This is a genomic window from Aeromonas sp. ASNIH1, from assembly GCF_002934285.1.
In the GTDB taxonomy this organism is placed as follows: domain Bacteria; phylum Pseudomonadota; class Gammaproteobacteria; order Enterobacterales; family Aeromonadaceae; genus Aeromonas; species Aeromonas caviae.
On record NZ_CP026228.1, the window covers coordinates 2,278,714 to 2,299,506 of the forward strand.

A 20,793-nucleotide genomic window follows, 5' to 3' on the forward strand; every position below is an offset into this window, starting at 1 on the left:
AAGGGATCATGCCGTGTCTCTGAAGGATCAACTCAAGGATCAGCAAAAGCTCGCCATGCTTGCCAAAGACAAGCCTCGGTTGGGTGCTATCCGCTTGTTGATGGCAGAAATCAAGCAGCGTGAAGTCGATACCCGTGTCGAGCTCAATGATGAAGAGATCCTCGCTGTCGTGACCAAAATGGTCAAACAGCGTCGCGATTCCATCAGCCAGTTTGAAGCTGCCGGTCGCCAGGATCTCGCCGACAAAGAGTCCGCCGAGATCGTTGTGCTGCAGGAGTTCCTGCCACAACAGCTGACCGCAGACGAAATTGCCGCCCTGATCGAGCAAGCCATCACTGAAAGTGGTGCTTCCTTCATGGCTGACATGGGTAAAGTCATGGCTGTCTTGAAGCCAAAAATTCAGGGGCGTGCCGATGTCGGCGCCGTCAGTGCTCAGGTGAAAACCCGCTTGGCGTAACAGGCAACTCTCTTGTTTGGTCGAAGAAGCCGTGCTTCCCATTGGAATGCGCGGCTTTTTTATTTCCTATGCAATGAAACAGGACGGTTATGGCTGGCAGGATCCCGCAATCCTTTATCGATGATCTGCTCGTACGCACGGACATAGTCGAGTTGATCGACTCCCGTGTGCGGTTGAAGAAAGCCGGTAAGAACTACCAGGCTTGCTGCCCTTTTCATAACGAAAAAAGCCCCTCCTTTACCGTCAGCCAGGAGAAGCAGTTCTATCACTGTTTCGGTTGTGGTGCCCACGGCAATGCCATCGGCTTTGTCATGGAGTACGACGGCCTGGAATTCCCCGATGCCATCGAAGAGCTGGCAAGCCTGCACGGTATGCAGGTCCCCCGTGAGCAAACGGCGGGTGGATCAAGCCATAGCCAACCAGCCGTCAGCAAGGATCTGTTCGAGCTGATGAACCAGATTGCGCGCTTCTACGAGAGTAATCTCAAGAACGCGCCTCAGGCGGTGGAGTATCTGAAAGGCCGGGGCCTGACTGGCGAGGTGGTCAAGCGCTTCAACATCGGTTATGCCCCTGGGGACTGGGATCAGGTGCGTCGCCGCTTTGGCGCCAGTCGGGATCACGAACAACTGTTGATTTCGGGCGGTATGCTGATCCCCCGTGACAACGGCCCGGGCAGCTACGATCGTTTCCGCGATCGCATCATGTTTCCGATCCGGGACAAACGCGGCCGGGTCATCGGCTTCGGTGGCCGAGTGCTGGGGGATGGCACGCCCAAGTACTTGAACTCCCCGGAAACCCCCATCTTCCACAAGGGGCGAGAGCTGTTCGGCCTTTATGAGGTCAAGCAGGCACACAAGGATCCGCGCCGGATCCTGGTGGTGGAAGGCTACATGGATGTGGTGGCGCTCGGCCAGTACGACATCGACTATGCGGTGGCGGCACTGGGGACTGCGACCACCAGCGATCACATCCACACCCTGTTCCGTACCACGGCAGAGGTGGTCTGTTGTTACGACGGCGACAACGCCGGTCGGGAAGCGGCCTGGCGGGCGCTGGATAACGCGCTCTCCCACCTGCAGGATGGCCGTGAACTCAAGTTCGTCTTTTTGCCGGATGGCGAGGATCCCGACTCGCTGGTACGCCAGATCGGCAAGGAGGGGTTCGAATCGCTGCTCGACAAGGCCCAGTCGTTTGCGGATTTCATGTTTGAACGCCTCGGGCGCGATGCGGCTCTTTCCGGTGAGGCAGGCAAGTTTGAAGTGGCCAACAAAGCCGCTGAGCTGATTCGTCGGGTACCGGAAGGTTTCACTCGCGAGGGGTTGATTACCCGACTCTCCAGCATGATGCGCTGGGGAGAAAACAAGCAGCGGATTGCCGAGCTGTTTGCCCGCAACAGCCAGCCCAAGGTGGAAGTCAACAAACCCAAGGCGACCAAACTGACGCCGATCCGCAGGGCTCTGGCCCTGATGGTGCAGTATCCGGCGATCACCGCCGAGCTGCCGGCCATGCCCGAGTTGGCCGGGCTGCGCCTGCAGGGGATCCCTTTCCTGCTGCAACTGCACCAGCAGATCCTGATCCAGCCGGGAGTGACAACGGGTATCCTGCTGGAGCATTGGCGTGGCACAAAAGAGGGAGAAATACTTGCCCAACTGGCGATGCATGACCTGTTTGAAGAGGTAAAGCTCGACCAGGAGCCCGATATTCTGGGAGAATTGCAGGATACCTTTGTCGGTTTCATCAACCTTTTCCTGAAGCAACGGATCGAAGAATTGCAGGCCAAGGTGGCGCAGGAAGGGCTAAGCTCTGAGGAAACTCAGGAGCTGATGATGCTGATCAGAGAGGTGCAGATTGAGAAAAGAAATGAGAGTGGGGCTTGATATTTGAGTGAGCAGTCCCAATATGAATAGCGTTGCCCGAATCGACGGGATTGAAAGCAAACACTTTATAACCACCTGGCCCCGACAACACTGCGGGCAGGGGTTTCTCATGACCGACGCCGCAACCAGACATAGCATGTCTGGCGGTTTTCTATTAGAATTGGCTATTTGCGCAGCAGCGCACTGTACGCGCAACCTAGCAACACCAACCGGATGAGTTCTATGGAGCAAACCCCGCAGTCTCAGCTTAAACTCCTCGTTGCCAAAGGTAAAGAACAGGGCTACCTGACCTATGCCGAGGTGAACGATCACCTCCCTCAAGACATTGTCGATTCAGACCAGATCGAAGACATCATCCAGATGATCAACGATATGGGCATTCAAGTGGTTGAAAACGCTCCGGATGCCGATGACCTTATCATGGCTGAAGGTGGTACCGCCGATGAGGACGCTGCCGAAGCAGCGGCCCAGGCTCTGGCATCTGTTGAATCTGAGATTGGTCGCACGACCGATCCCGTCCGCATGTACATGCGGGAAATGGGTACCGTCGAACTGCTGACCCGCGAAGGCGAGATCGACATCGCCAAGCGGATTGAAGACGGTATCAACCAGGTACAAAGCTCCGTCGCCGAGTACCCTGAAGCCATCACCTATCTGCTCGAACAGTACGACAAGTACGAAGCCGAGCAGCTTCGCCTGTCCGACATCATCTCCGGCTTCATCGATCCGAACGAAGTGGATGACGTGGCACCGACCGCCACTCATATCGGCTCGGAGCTCAGCGAGGACGACCTCGCCGACGAAGACGAAGATGAGGACGAAGACGAAGACGAAGACGGTGACAACTCCGACGATGATGGCGACGGTGGCCCGGATCCGGAAGTCGCTCGCGAGAAATTCGGCGAACTGCGTGCCCAGTACGAGGTGACTCGTCTCTCCATTCAGCAGAATGGCCGTGCCCACGACGACACCCAGAATGCCATCGCCCAGCTGGCCGATGTCTTCCGTCAATTCCGCCTGATGCCCAAGCAGTTCGATCGCCTGGTCAACAACATGCGGGAGATGATGGAGCGTGTCCGCGTGCAGGAACGCATCATCATGAAGCTCTGCGTTGAGCAGGCCAAGATGCCGAAGAAGACCTTCGTCGCAGCCTTCACCAACAACGAGTGCGAAACTGCCTGGTTCGAATACCAGAAGCAGGCCGGCAAGGCGTGGTCTCCCCGTCTGCTCGAGATGGACGAAGAAGTACTGCGTTCCATCGGCAAGCTGCAGCAGATCGAAGAAGAGACCGGTCTGTCCATCGCCCAGATCAAGGATATCAACCGCCGCATGAGCATTGGTGAGGCCAAAGCCCGCCGTGCGAAGAAAGAGATGGTTGAGGCCAACCTGCGTCTGGTTATCTCCATCGCCAAGAAGTACACCAACCGCGGTCTGCAGTTCCTGGATCTGATCCAGGAGGGCAACATCGGTCTGATGAAGGCGGTCGACAAGTTCGAATATCGTCGCGGCTACAAGTTCTCGACCTATGCCACCTGGTGGATCCGTCAGGCCATTACCCGCTCCATCGCGGATCAGGCCCGTACTATCCGTATCCCGGTGCACATGATCGAGACCATCAACAAGCTCAACCGCATCTCCCGCCAGATGCTGCAGGAGATGGGTCGTGAACCGAACCCGGAAGAGCTGGCCATGCGCATGGGCATGCCGGAAGACAAGATCCGCAAGGTACTGAAAATCGCCAAGGAGCCCATCTCCATGGAGACGCCCATCGGTGATGACGAAGACTCCCACTTGGGCGACTTCATCGAAGATACCACCCTGGCTCTGCCAGCGGATGCGGCCACCAGCGAGAGCCTGCGCAACGCGACCCGCGAAGTGCTGGCCGGGCTGACCGCACGGGAAGCCAAGGTACTGCGCATGCGCTTCGGTATCGACATGAACACCGACCACACCCTCGAGGAAGTGGGCAAGCAGTTCGACGTCACCCGTGAGCGTATCCGTCAGATCGAAGCCAAGGCCCTGCGCAAACTGCGCCATCCGAGCCGCTCGGAAGTGCTGCGCAGCTTCCTGGACGAGTAGTCCCGGGTTCTGTCAGCCTGACATTGCAACAAAAAGCCCCGCCATGCGGGGCTTTGTTTTATCCGTGCTGGCATGGGCGTGAAGAGGGGTCATGGAACCGCTTGAATATGGATGAAATCTCGCCAAGTGGTTGATCTGACTATGGACGGGGTATCCGCCATCCCCTATAATCCACGCCGCTAACCAGCATCAATGGCCCCTTAGCTCAGTTGGTCAGAGCAGTCGACTCATAATCGATTGGTCGTGGGTTCAAGTCCCCCAGGGGCCACCATTTTCAGACAAGGCGTAGCAGGTTAGTAACTGCTGCGCCTTTTCTATTTCTGGCGTTTTGAAGTGTACTTGTGAGTGTACTTAGCTAACTGCTAGGGGCGGAATGATGACGGCATTCCAAGCCCTATCAATTGCCCAGTGATGTGTTGACACAATTACAGTGGGTTAGGGGACAGGAAGAAAAAGCTGTGTGGGGAGTGCATAGAGGCATCGTCGATTTGCTGGGGAGATTGCATGGAGGGGAGCAGGGGGTAAGGGGGGGCTTCTTATATATGCAATGAGGCTTGAAAAAATCTCACAGAAAATATGACAAATGGCCCCCTCTGCAAGAGTCAATACAACCCCATGAGCATACTGGCTATAGGGGATAGTAATCAGATGGGGGCTGCATGTCTTGAGAGGCGTGAGGGGTAAAGTACCTATCCTCTATCACCGGATTACTTCATCTTTCACGGCTTCATAGTAGGAATAGTGGGAGTGTCGAGCGCATAAGGGGCAAGAAATCCGCTCCTCTTGCCAATCTCTCTTCTGAATGAGCGTTACGCCCTTACAAGCTGGACACCGATGGTTGATATTCAGCGCCCTTAGTTCTTCTTGGCGTTCACTGTCAACGTTCAGAAGGGCCAAATCAAGCGCCCCTTGTAGCGAACGAGTATCGGTATAGACACCATCACACAAAGCCATATCAAAGCCTTTAAGTTTGGGTGGCGTAATACGGTAAGTGTTCTTGTTACGCTCAATGACAACGCCCTTGTAAGAGAATCTAGTAATTTCTGATTTGTATTCATGGAAGCGGACAGGCTTATCAGCCTGCCCTCCGAACTTGTAATTTGCAGCCTTTGGCGTCTTGATGAGGGACATTAACCACCTCTCAACTTCTTGAAAAAGTCAGCAGCATCTTGGCTGTTGGTGAGTGGGCTAGGCTTGTAACCAGCTTTCACACGTCTAGGGAAGGTGCGAACAAGTCCCTGATATGAGATCATGTTTGTCATCTGGAGCCATGAAAAAGGGTTCATCATGAGTCATCAGCTCACCTTCGCCGACAGTGAATTCAGCAGTAAGCGCCGTCAGACCAGAAAAGAGATTTTCTTGTCCCGCATGGAGCAGATTCTGCCATGGCAAAACATGGTGGAAGTCATCGAGCCGTTTTATCCCAAGGCTGGTAATGGCCGGCGACCTTATCCGCTGGAAACCATGCTACGCATTCACTGCATGCAGCATTGGTACAACCTGAGCGATGGCGCGATGGAAGATGCTCTGTACGAAATCGCCTCCATGCGTCTGTTTGCCCGGTTATCCCTGGATAGCGCCTTGCCGGACCGCACCACCATCATGAATTTCCGCCACCTGCTGGAGCAGCATCAACTGGCCCGCCAATTGTTCAAGACCATCAATCGCTGGCTGGCCGAAGCAGGCGTCATGATGACTCAAGGCACCTTGGTCGATGCCACCATCATTGAGGCACCCAGCTCGACCAAGAACAAAGAGCAGCAACGCGATCCGCAGATGCATCAGACCAAGAAAGGCAATCAGTGGCACTTTGGCATGAAGGCCCACATTGGTGTCGATGCCAAGAGTGGCCTGACCCACAGCCTAGTCACCACCGCGGCCAACGAGCATGACCTCAATCAGCTGGGTAATCTGCTGCATGGAGAGGAGCAATTTGTCTCAGCCGATGCCGGCTACCAAGGGGCGCCACAGCGCGAGGAGCTGGCCGAGGTGGATGTGGACTGGCTGATCGCCGAGCGCCCCGGCAAGGTAAGAACCTTGAAACAGCATCCACGCAAGAACAAAACGGCCATCAACATCGAATACATGAAAGCCAGCATCCGGGCCAAGGTGGAGCACCCGTTTCGCATCATCAAGCGACAGTTCGGCTTCGTGAAAGCCAGATACAAGGGGTTGCTGAAAAACGATAACCAACTGGCGATGTTATTCACGCTGGCCAACCTGTTTCGGGCGGACCAAATGATACGTCAGTGGGAGAGATCTCACTAAAAACTGGGAATAACGCCTTAAATGGCGAAGAAACGGTCTAAATAGGCTGATTCAAGGCATTTACGGGAGAAAAGATCGGCTCAAACTGAAAAAATGAAATGACTGAGTCAGCCGAGAAGAATTTCCCCGCTTATTCGCACCTTCCCTAAGTAGCGCTCTAACAAACGCTTCAAGAGGGACAGCCAACGCATGGTATTTTTATCATGCGCTAGTTTTCAGTGCTTCTGTATTATGCGAAAAGTTAGGGCCGTAGGTTGGGCTGAGTTTTACTAAGCCCAACACTCGAAAGCTTATTCGCGGTTAAGGTTGTGCTTCGCAAGCTCAGCCACAACCTACGCCGGAATGTGGATATCCATGGTGTTAACCGCCGTATAGCAGCTTGAAGAATTATTTTTTCTTATTACTTTTTGAAGCTGAATGAGAATAAATAAGGGGGCAAACACCCCCTTATTTATCAATATTCGACACTGACAACCGACCTTAGTCAATCAACCCCCGCTGCCGCAGTGCGGTCAGCAACTCATCCACCAGCGCTTCCACCGGCTTGCCGGCGTTGAGCAGATGGATCTCCGGCTGCTCCGGTGCCTCGTAGGCGGAGTCGATACCGGTAAAGTTGCGAATTTCCCCTGCCCGCGCCTTCTTGTAGAGCCCCTTGGGATCGCGCTCTTCGCAGACGGCGAGCGGCGCATCCACAAACACCTCGACAAATTCCCCTTCACCCACGAGATTGCGCACCAGTTGTCGCTCGGCACGGAACGGCGAGATAAAGGCGGTGAGGACGATCAGGCCCGCATCCACCATCAGTTTTGCCACTTCGCCGACCCGGCGGATATTCTCCTGGCGGGCGGCGTCATCGAAGCCGAGATCGCCGCACAGGCCGTGGCGCACATTGTCCCCATCCAGCAGATAGGTGTGCTTGCCCGAGGCGGCCAGCGCCTGCTCCAGCGCCCCCGCCAGGGTGGACTTGCCCGCCCCGGAGAGCCCGGTAAACCAGATCACCAGCGGCTTTTGCCCCTTCTGCTCGGCCCGGCTCTGTTTGTCGACGGCATGGGCATGCCACACGATATTGCTCATCCAACACTCCTTGATTGGCGCTCACGCCTCAAAACTTAAACTGTCCGGCACCGCGGGGAGCCGCCTCGGACTATCAGCCGACAACGTGCTGATGCCATGGCATTGCTCATCCAACACTCCTTGATTGGCGCTCACGCCTCAATACTGACACTGTCCGCTACCGCGGGGAGCCGCCTCGCGATGAGGCGGCAAGGTGCTGATGCCCTGATATTGCGCATGCCCCCCCTGATTGGCGCTCACGCCTGGATGCCAGTGCCCTGGCACTCCCCTGCATCATAAGCAGCCTTGATAAAAGCTGCGTTAACATAAGCAGCCCTTAACACATCCCCCGGTATCAGACCTTAAAACGGAAACAGCAGGGGCACCATGACGATCACCCCGATGCTGTAGGCCAGGGAGACCGGCACCGCCAGCCTGAGGTAATCCGGCATCTTGTAGTTGCCCGCCGCATAGACCATCAGGTTGGTCTGGTAGCCGTAGGGCAGGATAAAGCTGGAGCTCGCCCCGAACAGCACCGCCAGAATGAACGGCATGGTGGAGACGTCCATGCTGAGCGCCAGCTGGAATCCCATGGGGAAGGCCAGCGCCGCCGCCGCGTTGTTGCTCATCAGCTCCGTCAGCACCAGGGTAAACAGATAGATCCCCACGAAGGCGATAAAGGGACTGGCCCCGTTGAACTCCCCCATCAGCCAGTCGGCGATGAGCTTGGCCAGGCCGCTCTTCTCCAGCTGATCGGCGATGGCGAGGGCCCCGCCCACCACCAGCCAGATATCCAGCGGAAAACGGCGGCGGATCTCGTCCAGGGTCAGGATGCGGGAGAACAGCAGCACCACCAACATCACCAGCAAGCCCTTGAACAGCGGCACCAGATCGAGCACCGACAGGGTCAGCACCCCGAGGAACCCCACCACCACGGCGGCGCTGCGCGTGGCATCGAGCCGGGTGGAGGCCTCCAGCCCGCTCACCACCACGAACTCGCGGGAGAGGGACTTGTTGCCCGCAAACTTGGGGCCGGGGGCCAGCAGCAAGGTATCCCCTGCGTGCAATTCAATCTGGCCGAGGCCGCCGGTGAGCTGGGTCTCGCCCCGGCGCACCGCCAGCACCACCGCATCGAAGTGGGTACGAAACTCCGCATCCTTGATGGTCTGACCCACCAGGCGCGAGCTGTGGCTGACGATCACCTCCACCAGGTGCTGGCCGTTGAGGCGGTGCTGGCCGTAGAGATCCAGCCCCTTGAGCTCCTGCAACACGCCGACGCTCTCCACGTCGCCGCAGAACAGCAGCATGTCCCCCTCGTGCAGCTCGTGTTCCGGCTGCACCGGGCAGATCACCTGGTTGCCCCGAATGATCTCGGCAAGATAGAGGCTTTTCAGGCTGCGCAGGCCGTTCTCCTTGACGCTGCGCCCGGCCATCGGCGAGCCGGGGCCCACCTTGGCCTCGAGAAAATAGCCGGATTCCCGGCTCATCTCGGTGTCCTGCTCCGGCAGATGGCGGGCAAACAGCAGCACGGCGATAAGGCCAGTCAGCAGGGTCCCCGCCCCCACCATGAAGAAGTCGAACATGCCGAGCGGCTTGGCCCCCATCTTGATGAGGAAGCTGTTGACGATGAGGTTGGTGGAGGTGCCGATCAGGGTCAGCACACCGCCAAAGGTCGCCGCGAAGCACATGGGCAACAGCAGCCGGGAGGGCGCATGGTTGGGGTTGCGCTTGACCGCCCCCAGCATGGACGCCACCACGGCGGTGTTGTTGACGAACGCCGACAGGAAGGCGGTGGAAAACCACACCTTCACCAGCACCTTGTTGAAGGAGCCGGTGCCCACCAGGTTGGCAAACCAGCTCATGACCCGGGTCTTCTCCACCGCGAGCGATACCAGCAGCAGCAACACCAGGGTCAGCAGGGCGCTGTTGGTGTAGCCCGCCACCACGGCGTTGATGTCCGCCAGGCCGCTCAGGTAGGTGATGAGCACGGCGCCCGAGAAGAGCAGCGCCGGCCGGAGTTTGCCCTGGATCAGCAGGGCGACGAGGGCAGCCAGCAGACCCAGCACCAGGGATTGTTGCCAGGTCATGGGCTTACTCCTTGCCGGAATCGTTGCTGATGGTCAGCGCCTGCCAGTGGGGGAAGTGCTTGCGCACCAGGGCGTTGAGCTCGACTTCGAACTCGCTGTATTGCCCTGCCACCGCCTTGGCCGCCAGCCCTTCCACTATCATGCCGGCACCGACGGTGACGTTGGTCAGCCGGTCGATGAGGATAAAGCTGCCGGTGTCGCGGATCTCCTGGTAGGGGTCGAACGCCACCGGGTCGGTGAGGCTGAATTCACACAGGCCGATCTCGTTGAGCTTGAGCTCGGAGGCGGGCAGCTCGTCGAGCTTGTTGATCTCGATGCGGTGGCGGATGGCCTCCACCTGGCCGCGGCTCTTCTTGGTGGCAAGCTTGACGTCATAGACCCGGCCCGGTTGCAGGGACTCTTCCCCCATCCAGACGATGTGAGCCAGCACGTTCTGGGTCACCTGGGGCTTGTTCGCCGCATCCACCAGCAGGTCGCCCCGGCTGATGTCGATTTCGTCCGCGAAGGTGACCGTGATGGCCTGACCCGGCAGGGCGTACTCCAGATCCCCGTCGAAGGTGACGATGCGGGTCACCGTGCTCTCTTTGCCGGACGGCAACACGGCCAGCTTGTCGCCCACCCGCAGGATGCCGGAGGCGAGCGTCCCCGCGAAGCCGCGAAAATCGAGGTTGGGGCGGTTCACGTACTGCACCGGCAGGCGCACCGGGTGACGCTCCAGCTCGCGCTCCACTTCGGCAGACTCCAGCAAGGAGAGCAGGGTCTCGCCCTGATACCAGGCCAGCTTGTCGCTCGGGTTCACCACGTTGTCACCGTCCAGGGCCGAGACCGGCACGATGTGGATGGTGTCGACGCTGAGCTTCTTGGCGAATTCGCGGTAATCGGCGCTGATGCGATCGAACACCTCCTGGCTGAACTCCACCAGGTCCATCTTGTTCACTGCCACCACGAACTGCTTGATGCCGAGCAGGCTCGCGATAAAGCTGTGGCGGCGGGTCTGATCCAGCACCCCTTTGCGGGCGTCGATCAATATGATGGCCAGATCGCAGGTGGAGGCGCCGGTGGCCATGTTGCGGGTGTACTGCTCATGGCCCGGGGTGTCCGAGATGATGAATTTGCGCTTGGCGGTGGAGAAATAGCGGTAGGCCACGTCGATGGTGATGCCCTGCTCGCGCTCCGCCTGCAGGCCGTCCACCAGCAGGGCCAGGTCCAGCTTCTCGCCGGTGGTGCCGAGCTTCTGGCTGTCGGACTCCAGCGCTTTGAGCTGATCTTCATAGATCTGCTGGGAGTCGTGCAGCAGGCGGCCGATGAGGGTGCTCTTGCCGTCGTCCACGCTGCCGCAGGTGAGAAAACGCAGCAGGCTCTTGTGCTGCTGGGCGTGCAGGTAGGCTTCAATGCCCTGTTCGCTGATGGCGGTCTGAATGTGGTTGTTCATGATGCGATTCCTTAGAACATTTTTTTAGAAATAGCCCTGACGCTTCTTCTGCTCCATGGAGCCGGCCTGATCGTGGTCGATGAGCCGCCCTTGCCGCTCGCTCGAGGTGGTGATCAGCATCTCTTCGATGATCTCCGGCAGGGTGGTGGCATTGGATTCGATGGCCCCGGTCAGCGGGTAGCAGCCGAGGGTACGGAAGCGCACCAGCTCCTGCTTCACTTCGTCTTCCGGGCCGATGGGCATGCGCTCGTCATCCACCATGATCTTGATGCCGCCGCGATCCACCACGGGGCGCATGGCCGCGAAGTAGAGCGGGACTATGTCGATGTTCTCGAGATAGATGTATTGCCAGATGTCCAGCTCGGTCCAGTTGGAGAGCGGGAAGACACGGATGCTCTCCCCCTTGTTGACCTGGCTGTTGTAGACGCGCCACAGCTCCGGGCGCTGGTTCTTCGGATCCCAGCGGTGGGACTTGTCGCGGAAGGAGTAGACCCGCTCCTTGGCGCGGGATTTCTCCTCGTCGCGACGGGCACCACCGAAGGCGGCATCGAAGCCGTATTTGTTGAGCGCCTGCTTGAGCCCCTCGGTCTTCATGATGTCGGTGTGCTTGCTGCTGCCGTGCACGAAGGGGTTGATGTCCATGGCCAGACCATCCGGGTTCTTGTGGACGATGAGATCCAGCCCGTACTTCTTGGCGGTCTCGTCCCGGAACTTGATCATCTCCTTGAACTTCCAGTTGGTGTCCACGTGGAGCAGGGGGAAGGGGATCTTGCCCGGGTAGAAGGCCTTGCGGGCCAGGTGCAGCATGACGGAGGAGTCCTTGCCGATGGAGTACATCATCACCGGGTTTTCAAATTCGGCGGCCACCTCGCGGATGATATGGATGCTCTCGGCTTCCAGTTGCTGCAGGTGAGTCAGTCGCTCGCGGGTGACACCTGCACGGATGCTCTGTGCATCGGATGGCTGCAGTTGGGTCAGTCTTTCACGGTCCATGTCTGGGTCCTCGGTTCATTGCTAACGCACCTGCTCGGGGCGCGGTGTTGGTTCAGTTCGGTGCCGCCTTGGCCGCACCGTCAAATCGATTCGGGTCTCGCCTCTCAGGCCAGGCTCACCAGCTTGAGCTCGTGGCCGCTTTTTGCTTCCTGCCCTTGCCCCTGTTCGCCAAACCAGGCGAGTTGCTGGCGCAGGGCCACCACTTCACCGATGACGATAAGCGACGGGCTCACCGCCTGCTGGGCCAGCTCGGCCAGATCCGCCAAGGTGCCGGTCAGCACCCGCTGACGGGCCGTGGTGCCCCGCTCGATGATGGCGATGGGGGTGGCGGCGCGTCGGCCATGGCTCACCAGTTGCTGCTGGATATGCTCGGAGCGCATCAGCCCCATGTAGATGACCAGGGTCTGGTTGGTGGCCGCAAGCTGCTGCCAGTCGGGCTCCTTGCCCTCCTTCTGGCAGTGGCCGGTGATGAAGACGGCGCTCTGGGCATGGTCGCGGTGGGTGAGCGGAATGCCCGCATAGGCGGTGGCACCGGCGGCGGCGGTGATGCCGGGCACCACGGAGAAGGGAATGCCCTCCTCGGCCAGCACTTCCAGCTCCTCGCCACCACGGCCGAACATGAAGGGATCCCCCCCCTTGAGGCGCACCACCCGGTTGCCCGCTTTGGCATATTCCACCAAGAGGCGGTTGGTCTCTTCCTGGGGCACGCTATGGGCCCCCGCCTTCTTGCCGACCGACACCAGGGTGGCGTCGCGGCGCACCAGGTCCAGGATCTCGGGGGAGACCAGCTGGTCATAGAGCACCACTTCGGCCTGCTGGATCTGTTGCAGCGCCTTGAGGGTCAGCAGGCCAGGATCCCCCGGGCCCGCCCCCACCAGCACCACTTCGCCCACTTCGGTACGGGCTTTGTCCAGTCCCTCGTTCAGCCACTGCTCGGCACCCTGCCAATCGGCTTTCTCAATCAGACCGGCCAGGGTGTTGGAGGCAAAGGCGCGCTCCCAGAAGCGGCGGCGATCGGAGAGGGAGGCCAGCACCTGCTTGGCCCGGCGGCGCACCCGGCCGGAGAGCTCCGCCAGACCGCCAAGATGGCGGGGCAGCAGGCTCTCGAGCCGCTCGCGCAACAGGCGCACCAGCACGGGGGCCTTGCCGCCGCTGGAGACGGCCACCACGATGGGGCTGCGATCGATGATGGAGGGGAAGATAAAGCTGGAGCGCTCGGGGTCATCCACCAGGTTGACGAACAGACCGCGCTCGGTGGCGCTCTGGTAGACCAGGGCATTGACCTCGAGATCGTCGGTCGCGGCCACCACCAGGATCTGCCCTGCCAGGTGGGCCGGGTCGAAACGCGCCACCACATGGGTGAAGCGACCGGCAAATTCATGGAACTCGGGCTCGAGCGCGGGAGAGACCAGGGTGATCCGGGCACCTGCCGCCAGCAGCAGGCGCGCCTTGCGCAGGGCAACCTCGCCCCCGCCCACCAGCAGTACCGGGCGGCCTTCCAACCTGGCAAACATAGGTAAATAATCCATCAGGGCCCGCTCCTCGGCATCGCGACATCTGGGGCGACTATAGGCAGGAGCGCTTATCCCTCAAAATAATAAAAAATGCTCTTTAATGCGTTTTGGTAATTAGTAAAGCCGTGTGGCGGCAATAGAGAAGCGAATCTGCTTGTGGTGGATGGCACCAGACCCTAGGCTAGTGAAAGTGTTTCATAAGGAGCTTAATCATGAATGAGTCATTGATTGTATTGGGGATCTTCATATTCCTGGTACTCGCCACCCTGAGTGCCGGCATCAAGATAGTGCCCCAGGGTTACAACTGGACCGTGGAGCGCTTCGGCCGCTACACCCGCACCCTCTCCCCGGGTCTCAACCTGCTGATCCCCTACATCGACCGCATCGGCCACAAGATCATCATGATGGAGCAGGTGCTGGACATCCCGGCCCAAGAGGTGATCTCCCGGGACAACGCCAACGTCACCATCGACGCCATCAGCTTCGTGCAGGTGGTGGATGCCCGCAAGGCGGGCTACGAGGTCAATGATCTCACCAGCGCCATCCGCAATCTCACCATGACCAATATGCGGACCGTGCTCGGCGCCATGGAGCTGGACGAGATGCTCTCCCAGCGCGACACCATCAACGAGAAGCTGCTGCGCACCATGGATGCGGCCACCGCCCCCTGGGGCATCAAGGTGACCCGGATCGAGATCAAGGATGTGCGACCGCCCCTCGCCCTGGTGGAAGCCATGAACGCCCAGATGAAGGCCGAGCGCCAGAAGCGGGCCGAGGTGCTCGAGGCCGAAGGGGTGCGCCAGTCCAAGATCTTGAAGGCCGAGGGGGAGAAGCAGTCCCAGATCCTGAAAGCCGAGGGTGAGCGTCAGGCCGCCTTCCTCGCCGCCGAAGCCCGGGAGCGGGCCGCCGAGGCGGAAGCCAAGGCGACCCACATGGTCTCCCAGGCGATCGCCGAGGGCGACATGCAGGCCATCAACTACTTCGTGGCCCAGAAATACACCGAGGCCCTGGCCCGCATCGGTGAAGGCCCCAACAGCAAGATCATCATGATGCCCCTGGAAGCGGGCAGCCTGATAGGCTCGGTGGCGGGCATGGCCGAGCTGTTCAACAAAGACGGCAAGGCGGGCAAATCATGACAGCCCTGTTCGAGGGGCTGACCCACTGGCACTGGCTGGGACTCGGCTTCGTGCTGCTGGCCATCGAGGTGATGGGGTCGGTGGGTTTTCTGCTCTGGACCGGCATCGCCGCCCTGGAGGTGGGGCTCTTGCTGCTGGTCTGGCCCTTCGGCTGGCAGGCGCAGTTGCTGCTCTTCGCCCTGCAATCCCTGCTCACCACCTGGGCCTGGTGGCGCTGGCAGCATCGCCGGGATCGCTCCGGGCTGGATGCCGCCGCTCCCATCAACGAGCGGATGCAAAGCTACATGGGCCGCGAGCTGACCCTGCTGGACGAGGTCAGCCAGGGGATGAGCCGGGTGCATCTGGACGACACCGTCTGGACGGTGCGCTGCAACGCGCCGCTGCCGGCCGGCAGCCGGGTCAAGGTGGTGGGGGCCGACTCCCACATCCTGCTGGTGGAACCCCTTGGCTGACCGGGCAACGCCCAGCCATGGCCATAAAAAAACGGGCCCGGCGCGAGTGCGCCGGGCCCGTTTTTCAATGAGGTGCTGGCTTAGTTGGCCTTGGCATCGCTCACGGCAGCTTCAGCCTTGGTGGCCACGTCAGCGGCAGCCTTCTCGACAGTAGCGGAAGCTTCGGAAGCAGCCTTCTCGACGGTAGCAGACGCTTCGCTAGCGGCTTTCTCGACAGTGGCAGCAACGTCTGCGGCCGGGGTCGCAGCCGGAGCGGCAGCTTCTTCTTTCTGACCACAGGCGGTCAACATCAGACCCAGGATACCGGCTACCAGTACTTTGTTCATGTGCATACCCTCAAAAAAAGATGGAGAGATGGTGCAGGGACCATCACTGTACGCCCCGGCTCCTGTCGGCACACCGGCCGCTGGAGCCCGAAGGCGCGCGAAATATATCCCCATATGCGGCCGATGAAAACGCGTATCACAATGATATTTTCTCGTTGGCATGATAAGAAACACTGCTGCAACGACAAATATTAATATAAAACACCCATTTACCACCAAATTCGCACAACAAATCGCCAATTACCTGGCGATTGCCAGTCAGCCATTGTCTTTCTGTCAGGCTCTCGGCGCTGCCGGATAACGCCGTCAGTCAGACAGCTTCTGACAAGGCAGGCGCCGCCCCTGCTGGTCGCTCTCCCGGGCCAGGTCCAGCAAGGCCATCACCTCCAGGGCCTCGTCGGCCGGCACCGGGTTCTCCCCTTCTCCCCGGATGGCGGCGCAGACGCCGCGATAGTAGGCGCCGTAGTCCCCCGCCTCGCCAGCCACGGTCTGCTGCAGGAGCTGACCGTCCCGGATCTGGCTGAGCTGGCCGGGGGCGGGATCCACGCCCCAGTCCGCCGCCGGAGGCCGCTTGCCCTCCTTGAGCTGCTCCTCCTGCACGTCCATGCCGAACTTGATGAAGGAGCCCTGACTGCCGTGCACCACGAAGCGGGGCATCACGGCCGACACCAGACAACTGCCGTGCAGAATGACCCGCATCTCGCCATAACCCAGCACCACATGGAAGTAGTCGTCCGCCAGGGCCCCGGGGCGCTGCTTGCCCAGATCCGCCTGCAACCAGTCCGGCTGACCGAACAGCTGGAGCGACTGATCCAGGATATGAGGGCCGAGATCGAACCAGAGACCGGAGCCCGGGCCGCCCGCCTCGCGCCAGCGCTGGCGCACCTCGGGGCGATAACGGTCGAAGTGGGATTCGAACTGGGCAACTTGCCCCAGCGCCCCCTCCGCCAGCAGACGGCGCACCGTGAGGAAGTCCCCGTCCCAGCGTCGGTTGTGGAAGATGCTGAGCAGCCGCTGCTGCTTCTCCGCCAACTCGACCAGCGCCTTCGCTTCGGCCAGATCCAGGGCAAACGGCTTGTCGATCACCACGTGCTTGCCCGCCAGCAGGGCCTCGCGAGCGATGGGGGCATGGGTGTCGTTGGGGGTGGCGATCACCACCAGATCGAGGCTGTCATCGGCCAGCACCTGCTCCAGGGTGCCGACCCGGGTGCCGGGCAACGCGGCCTGTACCTTGGCGGCATCCCGGCTCACCACCCAGCGCAGGGTCAGGCCCGGGGTCGTGGCCAGGAAGGGGGCGTGAAAGGTCTGTCCTGCGAAGCCGTATCCCACCAGGGCGGCGTTGATTGTGTGGCTCATCCGGTTTTCTCCACGGGTCTGTGATCATGCGAGGCAGGCGGGTCGCCTGAAAAAGAGAAGGGGGCTCAAGGCCCCCTGAGTGTGCTCATCAGAGCACAGGATTTATTGCAAACACAAGCGCCGGCCCTGGCGGGTCATCAGCATCACCAGCGGGGGCAGCAGCAGCCACATATGCAGGGCCAGCTGGCTCAGGGGATCCGGCATCAGCCAACCGGTGATCCCCACCAGGGCGCCGGAGCCGCTCATCTGGAACAGGCCGAGCAGGGCGGCCGCAGTCCCCGCGCAGTGGCCGAAGGGGGCCAGCGCCATACCGGCGGCGGCGCCCAGGATCATCGCAAAGCCGATGCTGGAGAGGAACACCGGGCCCATCATGGCCAGCGGGTGCGGGATGTGCATGGCCAGGGTCAGGGTGATGGCGGAGAGCAGCAGCACCAGCAGGCCGATGCGCAGGGTCCGTCTTGGCCCTACCCGAGCGATGAAGCGCGGGGCCAGGAAGCAGGCCAGGATGTTGAGGGCCGCATTGGCGGTGAACCAGTAACTGAAGCCACTCATGTCCAGCCCCAGGGTTACCATCAGTTGTACCGGCGCCGCCGTCACGTAGGCGAGGATCACCGCCATCGCCAGCATGCACAGCGCCGCGTTGAACAGGAAGCTCGGGGAGCGCAGCACCGGGCTGTAGCGGGACCAGCTGATGAGCGGGCCAGCACTGCTGGTCTCCTCAGGACGGGTTTCCGGCATCCGCCACAGCAGCCAGCTACCGACCACCACGGCGTAACCGGCCATGAACCAGAAGTTCGCCGACCAGCCCGCCTTGGCGGTGAGCCAGCCACCCAGCAGGGGCGCCAGTGCGGGGATGAAGCAGATGGCACCGTTCAGATAGGAGATAATCTGACCGCTCTTCTTGGGGCCATAGCTGTCACGGACCACCGAGAAGGCGGCCACCGAGGTGGCGCAGGCCCCGAAGCCTTGCAGCACCCGCGCCAGCATCAGCTCGCCGAGGCTGGCGGCAAAGCCGGCTGCCAGGGCGCTCAGGCCGTAGAGCAGCACGCCCCCCAGGGCAATGGGTTTGCGCCCGTAGCGATCGGCGAGCGGCCCCACCAGCAGTTGCCCCAGCCCCATGCTGAACAGAAACCAGGTGATGGTGCCCTGCATCAGGGTCACTTCGGCCCCCAGCTGCTCGGCCATCTGGGGGATGGCAGGCAGATAGATGTCGATGGCCAGCGGGCTGAACAACACCAGGAGTACAAGCAAAAGAATCAATGGCATCAGTCACCTCAAGCCCTAGGAATATCGATTGGGCCGCGAGTCTACTGACTCAGAGTAATGAATTGAAATGGTATTTAATCACTTCGGTTATTCCCCACTGGAAACATGTATCTCTTCTACCTCTCAGGGGGTGGAACCAGGATCCCCCGTTGGCACCGGATCCCGGGCAATTGGCGCTTTTACTAAACCCCTCCCCCGCATAGAATGCGCAGATTATTTTTGCGGAGGTGTGTGATGAACAAGCTTGTCCTGGCAACAGGGAACCAGAAAAAGGTGAAGGAATTGGCCGCCATGCTGGCCGATATGAAGATCCAGGTGATCCCGCAGAGCGAGTTTGCAGTCTCCGATGCCGACGAGACCGGCACCACCTTCGTCGAGAATGCCATCATCAAGGCCCGCCACGCCGCCCGCGTCACCGGCCTGCCCGCCGTGGCCGACGACTCCGGCCTGGAAGTGGATCTGCTGCACGGCCGCCCCGGCGTCTACTCCGCCCGTTTTGCCGGTGCCGGTGCCAGCGACAAGGAGAACATCGACAAGCTGCTGGCCGAGCTCAAGGGCGCGCCGGATTACCTGAAAAGCGCCCGCTTCTGGTGCGTACTGGTCTACATGCGCCACGCCGACGATCCCACCCCCATTATCTGCCAGGCGAGCTGGGAGGGGATGATCATCGACGAGCCCCGCGGCCAGCACGGCTTTGGCTACGACCCGGTGTTCTTCGTGCCCGATCACGACTGCACCTCGGCCCAGATGCCAGCGGAGCTCAAGAACCAGCTCAGCCACCGTGGCCAGGCCCTGGCCAAGCTCAAAGCGGCCCTGGCGGCGGTCAACTAAAGCGCTGTCTCCCGCCGCGTTGTCATCTACAATGGGGGCCGTCGGCCCCCGTTTCGTTCGCGGCGCCCCGCCCGTTGTCACCGGCAACCAGGGCCACCCGACCCCTTTTGATTGTTGAATACTGGAAATCCCATGCTGCAACTCCCGCCCCTCTCCCTCTATATCCACGTGCCCTGGTGCGTCCAGAAGTGCCCCTACTGCGACTTCAACTCCCACGCCCAGAAGGGGGAGCTGCCCCACCTCGAGTACGTGGCGGCCCTGCTGGAGGATCTGGAGCAGGATCTGCACTGGGCCCAGGGGCGCCCCCTCTCCTCCATCTTTATCGGTGGCGGCACGCCGAGCCTGCTCTCCGTCGACGCCATGCAGGCGCTGCTGGACGGGGTGCGCGCACGCATCGCACTGACCCCGGACTGCGAGATCACCATGGAGGCCAACCCGGGCACGGTGGAGGCGGACAAGTTCGCCGGCTTCCAGCGGGCCGGTATCAACCGCATCTCCATCGGGGTACAGAGCTTCCAGCAGGAGAAATTGACCCGGCTCGGCCGCATCCACGGCCCTGAGGAGGCGCGCAAGGCCGCCGAACTGGCCCACGCCATCGCGCTTCCCACCTTCAACCTGGATCTGATGCACGGCCTGCCGGATCAGAGCCTGGACGATGCGCTCTATGACCTGCAGCAGGCCATCGACTGCGCGCCGCCGCACCTCTCCTGGTATCAGCTCACCATAGAGCCGAACACGGCATTCGCCTCCAAGCCCCCCACGTTGCCGGAAGATGACACCCTGTGGGACATCTACGAGCAGGGCCACGCCATGCTGACCGCCCGGGGCTATCAGCAGTACGAGATCTCGGCCTATGCCAAAGAGGAGTATCAGTGCCGCCACAACCTCAACTACTGGCGCTTTGGCGACTATCTGGGGATCGGCTGCGGCGCCCACGGCAAGGTGACGGATCTCGCGAGCCAGCAGATCCTGCGCACCGCCAAGGTGAAGCATCCGAAAGGTTATCTGGATCAGAGCCGCCCCTATCTGGACAGCCAATGGCAGGTGAGCGCGGACGATTTGCCCCTCGAGTACTTCATGAACCGGTTCAGACTGTTTGAACCCGCCCCCAAGGCGGAGTTCGAGGCCTACACCGGGCTGCCGCTGGAGCGGGTGGAGACGGTGCTGGACATCGCCCAGAGCAAGGAGCTGATCGAGGATCTCGGCGACAGCTGGCAGCTCACCCCCCTCGGCCATCGCTATCTCAACGTGCTGCTCGAGCTCTTTATGGACGAGTGAGCACGGGTTCACTCTCTTGCGGCAAGACCGCAAGTCAGCACCAGCGAATAGAACAACAATCAGGGCGCCATTGGCGCCCTGATTGTTTTAGCTGATGCCTTGCGGCAGAAACCCGCTCAGCAGCAGACGCATACCGTCTGCTGTTGGCCGGGCTCCCACCGCTTGCCGTGCTTGGCCTTGCGCTGATAGCTGCCCTTGCCCTTCTTGCTCGGTTCGACCCGGGCCTGGAACAGCGGCGAGGTGACCAGTGCCTTGAGGTGATTGTCCTGGATGATGCCACGCTGATGATCGCAGGCGGTGACGGCGGTCACCTTCTTCTTGGCCATATCGGCTCCTTGATGGGGTTGTCGTGTGTGCCCATCGCCCCTGCCACCACAGATCCGGGGCA

At 60.6% G+C, this 20,793-nt stretch carries 18 protein-coding genes and 1 tRNA gene; 9 read left to right on the forward strand and 10 right to left on the reverse strand.

The window, feature by feature from the left end:
• Nucleotides 1–13 precede the first annotated feature (13 nt).
• From C2U37_RS11095 to C2U37_RS11110, 4 genes are all read left to right on the forward strand, one after another.
• Nucleotides 14–457: a GatB/YqeY domain-containing protein gene (locus tag C2U37_RS11095; RefSeq protein WP_104452283.1), complete on the forward strand. Its 444-nt coding sequence runs from the start codon at nucleotides 14–16 to the stop codon at nucleotides 455–457.
• Between the two features lie 89 nt (nucleotides 458–546).
• On the forward strand, nucleotides 547–2,334 hold the full coding sequence (gene dnaG / locus C2U37_RS11100; protein WP_104452284.1) for a DNA primase: 1,788 nt from the start codon (nucleotides 547–549) through the stop codon (nucleotides 2,332–2,334).
• Between the two features lie 222 nt (nucleotides 2,335–2,556).
• Nucleotides 2,557–4,413, forward strand: a complete 1,857-nt coding sequence (gene rpoD / locus C2U37_RS11105; RefSeq protein WP_010675616.1) for an RNA polymerase sigma factor RpoD — start codon at nucleotides 2,557–2,559, stop codon at nucleotides 4,411–4,413.
• A 194-nt stretch (nucleotides 4,414–4,607) separates the two neighbouring features.
• A tRNA-Ile gene (locus C2U37_RS11110) sits at nucleotides 4,608–4,684 on the forward strand.
• Between the two features lie 428 nt (nucleotides 4,685–5,112).
• Here the strand turns inward: C2U37_RS11110 and C2U37_RS11115 are convergent.
• Nucleotides 5,113–5,544: a hypothetical protein gene (locus C2U37_RS11115; protein WP_104452285.1), complete on the reverse strand. Its 432-nt coding sequence runs from the start codon at nucleotides 5,542–5,544 to the stop codon at nucleotides 5,113–5,115.
• Between the two features lie 156 nt (nucleotides 5,545–5,700).
• On the opposite strand from C2U37_RS11115, the gene C2U37_RS11125 reads away from it, so the two are divergent.
• Complete coding sequence (locus C2U37_RS11125) at nucleotides 5,701–6,681, forward strand: IS5-like element IS5 family transposase (RefSeq protein ID WP_026141915.1); 981 nt, start codon at nucleotides 5,701–5,703, stop codon at nucleotides 6,679–6,681.
• 480 nt (nucleotides 6,682–7,161) lie between these two features.
• Here the strand turns inward: C2U37_RS11125 and cysC are convergent, their stop codons facing one another.
• The 5 genes from cysC to cysG all read right to left on the reverse strand — a co-directional run bounded on the left by cysC (nucleotide 7,162) and on the right by cysG (nucleotide 13,775).
• A complete protein-coding gene (gene cysC / locus C2U37_RS11135; protein ID WP_104452286.1) occupies nucleotides 7,162–7,755 on the reverse strand; it encodes an adenylyl-sulfate kinase in 594 nt (197 codons plus the stop codon).
• A 341-nt stretch (nucleotides 7,756–8,096) separates the two neighbouring features.
• On the reverse strand, nucleotides 8,097–9,821 hold the full coding sequence (locus tag C2U37_RS11140) for an SLC13 family permease (RefSeq protein WP_104452287.1): 1,725 nt from the start codon (nucleotides 9,819–9,821) through the stop codon (nucleotides 8,097–8,099).
• 4 nt (nucleotides 9,822–9,825) lie between these two features.
• Complete coding sequence (gene cysN, locus C2U37_RS11145) at nucleotides 9,826–11,253, reverse strand: sulfate adenylyltransferase subunit CysN (protein ID WP_104452288.1); 1,428 nt, start codon at nucleotides 11,251–11,253, stop codon at nucleotides 9,826–9,828.
• A 24-nt stretch (nucleotides 11,254–11,277) separates the two neighbouring features.
• A complete protein-coding gene (cysD, locus tag C2U37_RS11150) occupies nucleotides 11,278–12,246 on the reverse strand; it encodes a sulfate adenylyltransferase subunit CysD (protein WP_050498204.1) in 969 nt (322 codons plus the stop codon).
• Between the two features lie 104 nt (nucleotides 12,247–12,350).
• Nucleotides 12,351–13,775, reverse strand: a complete 1,425-nt coding sequence (cysG, locus tag C2U37_RS11155) for a siroheme synthase CysG (protein WP_104452289.1) — start codon at nucleotides 13,773–13,775, stop codon at nucleotides 12,351–12,353.
• A 197-nt stretch (nucleotides 13,776–13,972) separates the two neighbouring features.
• Here cysG and C2U37_RS11160 point away from each other — a divergent pair, with 197 nt between their 5' ends.
• Nucleotides 13,973–14,896, forward strand: coding sequence for an SPFH domain-containing protein (locus tag C2U37_RS11160; protein WP_029314806.1), 924 nt, complete (start codon nucleotides 13,973–13,975; stop codon nucleotides 14,894–14,896).
• A complete protein-coding gene (locus C2U37_RS11165; RefSeq protein ID WP_010675601.1) occupies nucleotides 14,893–15,348 on the forward strand; it encodes an NfeD family protein in 456 nt (151 codons plus the stop codon). The genes C2U37_RS11160 and C2U37_RS11165 overlap by 4 nt, the downstream gene beginning before the upstream one ends.
• A gap of 80 nt (nucleotides 15,349–15,428) precedes the next feature.
• Here the strand turns inward: C2U37_RS11165 and C2U37_RS11170 are convergent, their stop codons facing one another.
• The 3 genes from C2U37_RS11170 to C2U37_RS11180 form a co-directional block, all read right to left on the reverse strand.
• Complete coding sequence (locus C2U37_RS11170; protein ID WP_010675602.1) at nucleotides 15,429–15,674, reverse strand: hypothetical protein; 246 nt, start codon at nucleotides 15,672–15,674, stop codon at nucleotides 15,429–15,431.
• A gap of 306 nt (nucleotides 15,675–15,980) precedes the next feature.
• On the reverse strand, nucleotides 15,981–17,030 hold the full coding sequence (locus C2U37_RS11175; protein WP_104452290.1) for an oxidoreductase: 1,050 nt from the start codon (nucleotides 17,028–17,030) through the stop codon (nucleotides 15,981–15,983).
• Between the two features lie 102 nt (nucleotides 17,031–17,132).
• Nucleotides 17,133–18,296, reverse strand: coding sequence for a multidrug effflux MFS transporter (locus C2U37_RS11180; protein WP_199770526.1), 1,164 nt, complete (start codon nucleotides 18,294–18,296; stop codon nucleotides 17,133–17,135).
• A 234-nt stretch (nucleotides 18,297–18,530) separates the two neighbouring features.
• On the opposite strand from C2U37_RS11180, the gene rdgB reads away from it, so the two are divergent.
• The gene (rdgB, locus tag C2U37_RS11185; RefSeq protein ID WP_010675605.1) at nucleotides 18,531–19,127 is read left to right on the forward strand and encodes an RdgB/HAM1 family non-canonical purine NTP pyrophosphatase; all 597 of its coding nucleotides are present in this window, start codon (nucleotides 18,531–18,533) and stop codon (nucleotides 19,125–19,127) included.
• Nucleotides 19,128–19,259: 132 nt separating this feature from the next.
• Nucleotides 19,260–20,405 carry a radical SAM family heme chaperone HemW gene (hemW, locus tag C2U37_RS11190; protein ID WP_104452291.1) on the forward strand — a complete coding sequence of 382 codons (1,146 nt, stop codon included), beginning with the start codon at nucleotides 19,260–19,262 and terminating at the stop codon, nucleotides 20,403–20,405.
• Between the two features lie 116 nt (nucleotides 20,406–20,521).
• On the opposite strand, the gene C2U37_RS11195 is transcribed toward hemW, so the two are convergent.
• A complete protein-coding gene (locus C2U37_RS11195; protein ID WP_104452292.1) occupies nucleotides 20,522–20,731 on the reverse strand; it encodes an alternative ribosome-rescue factor A in 210 nt (69 codons plus the stop codon).
• Nucleotides 20,732–20,793 lie beyond the last annotated feature (62 nt).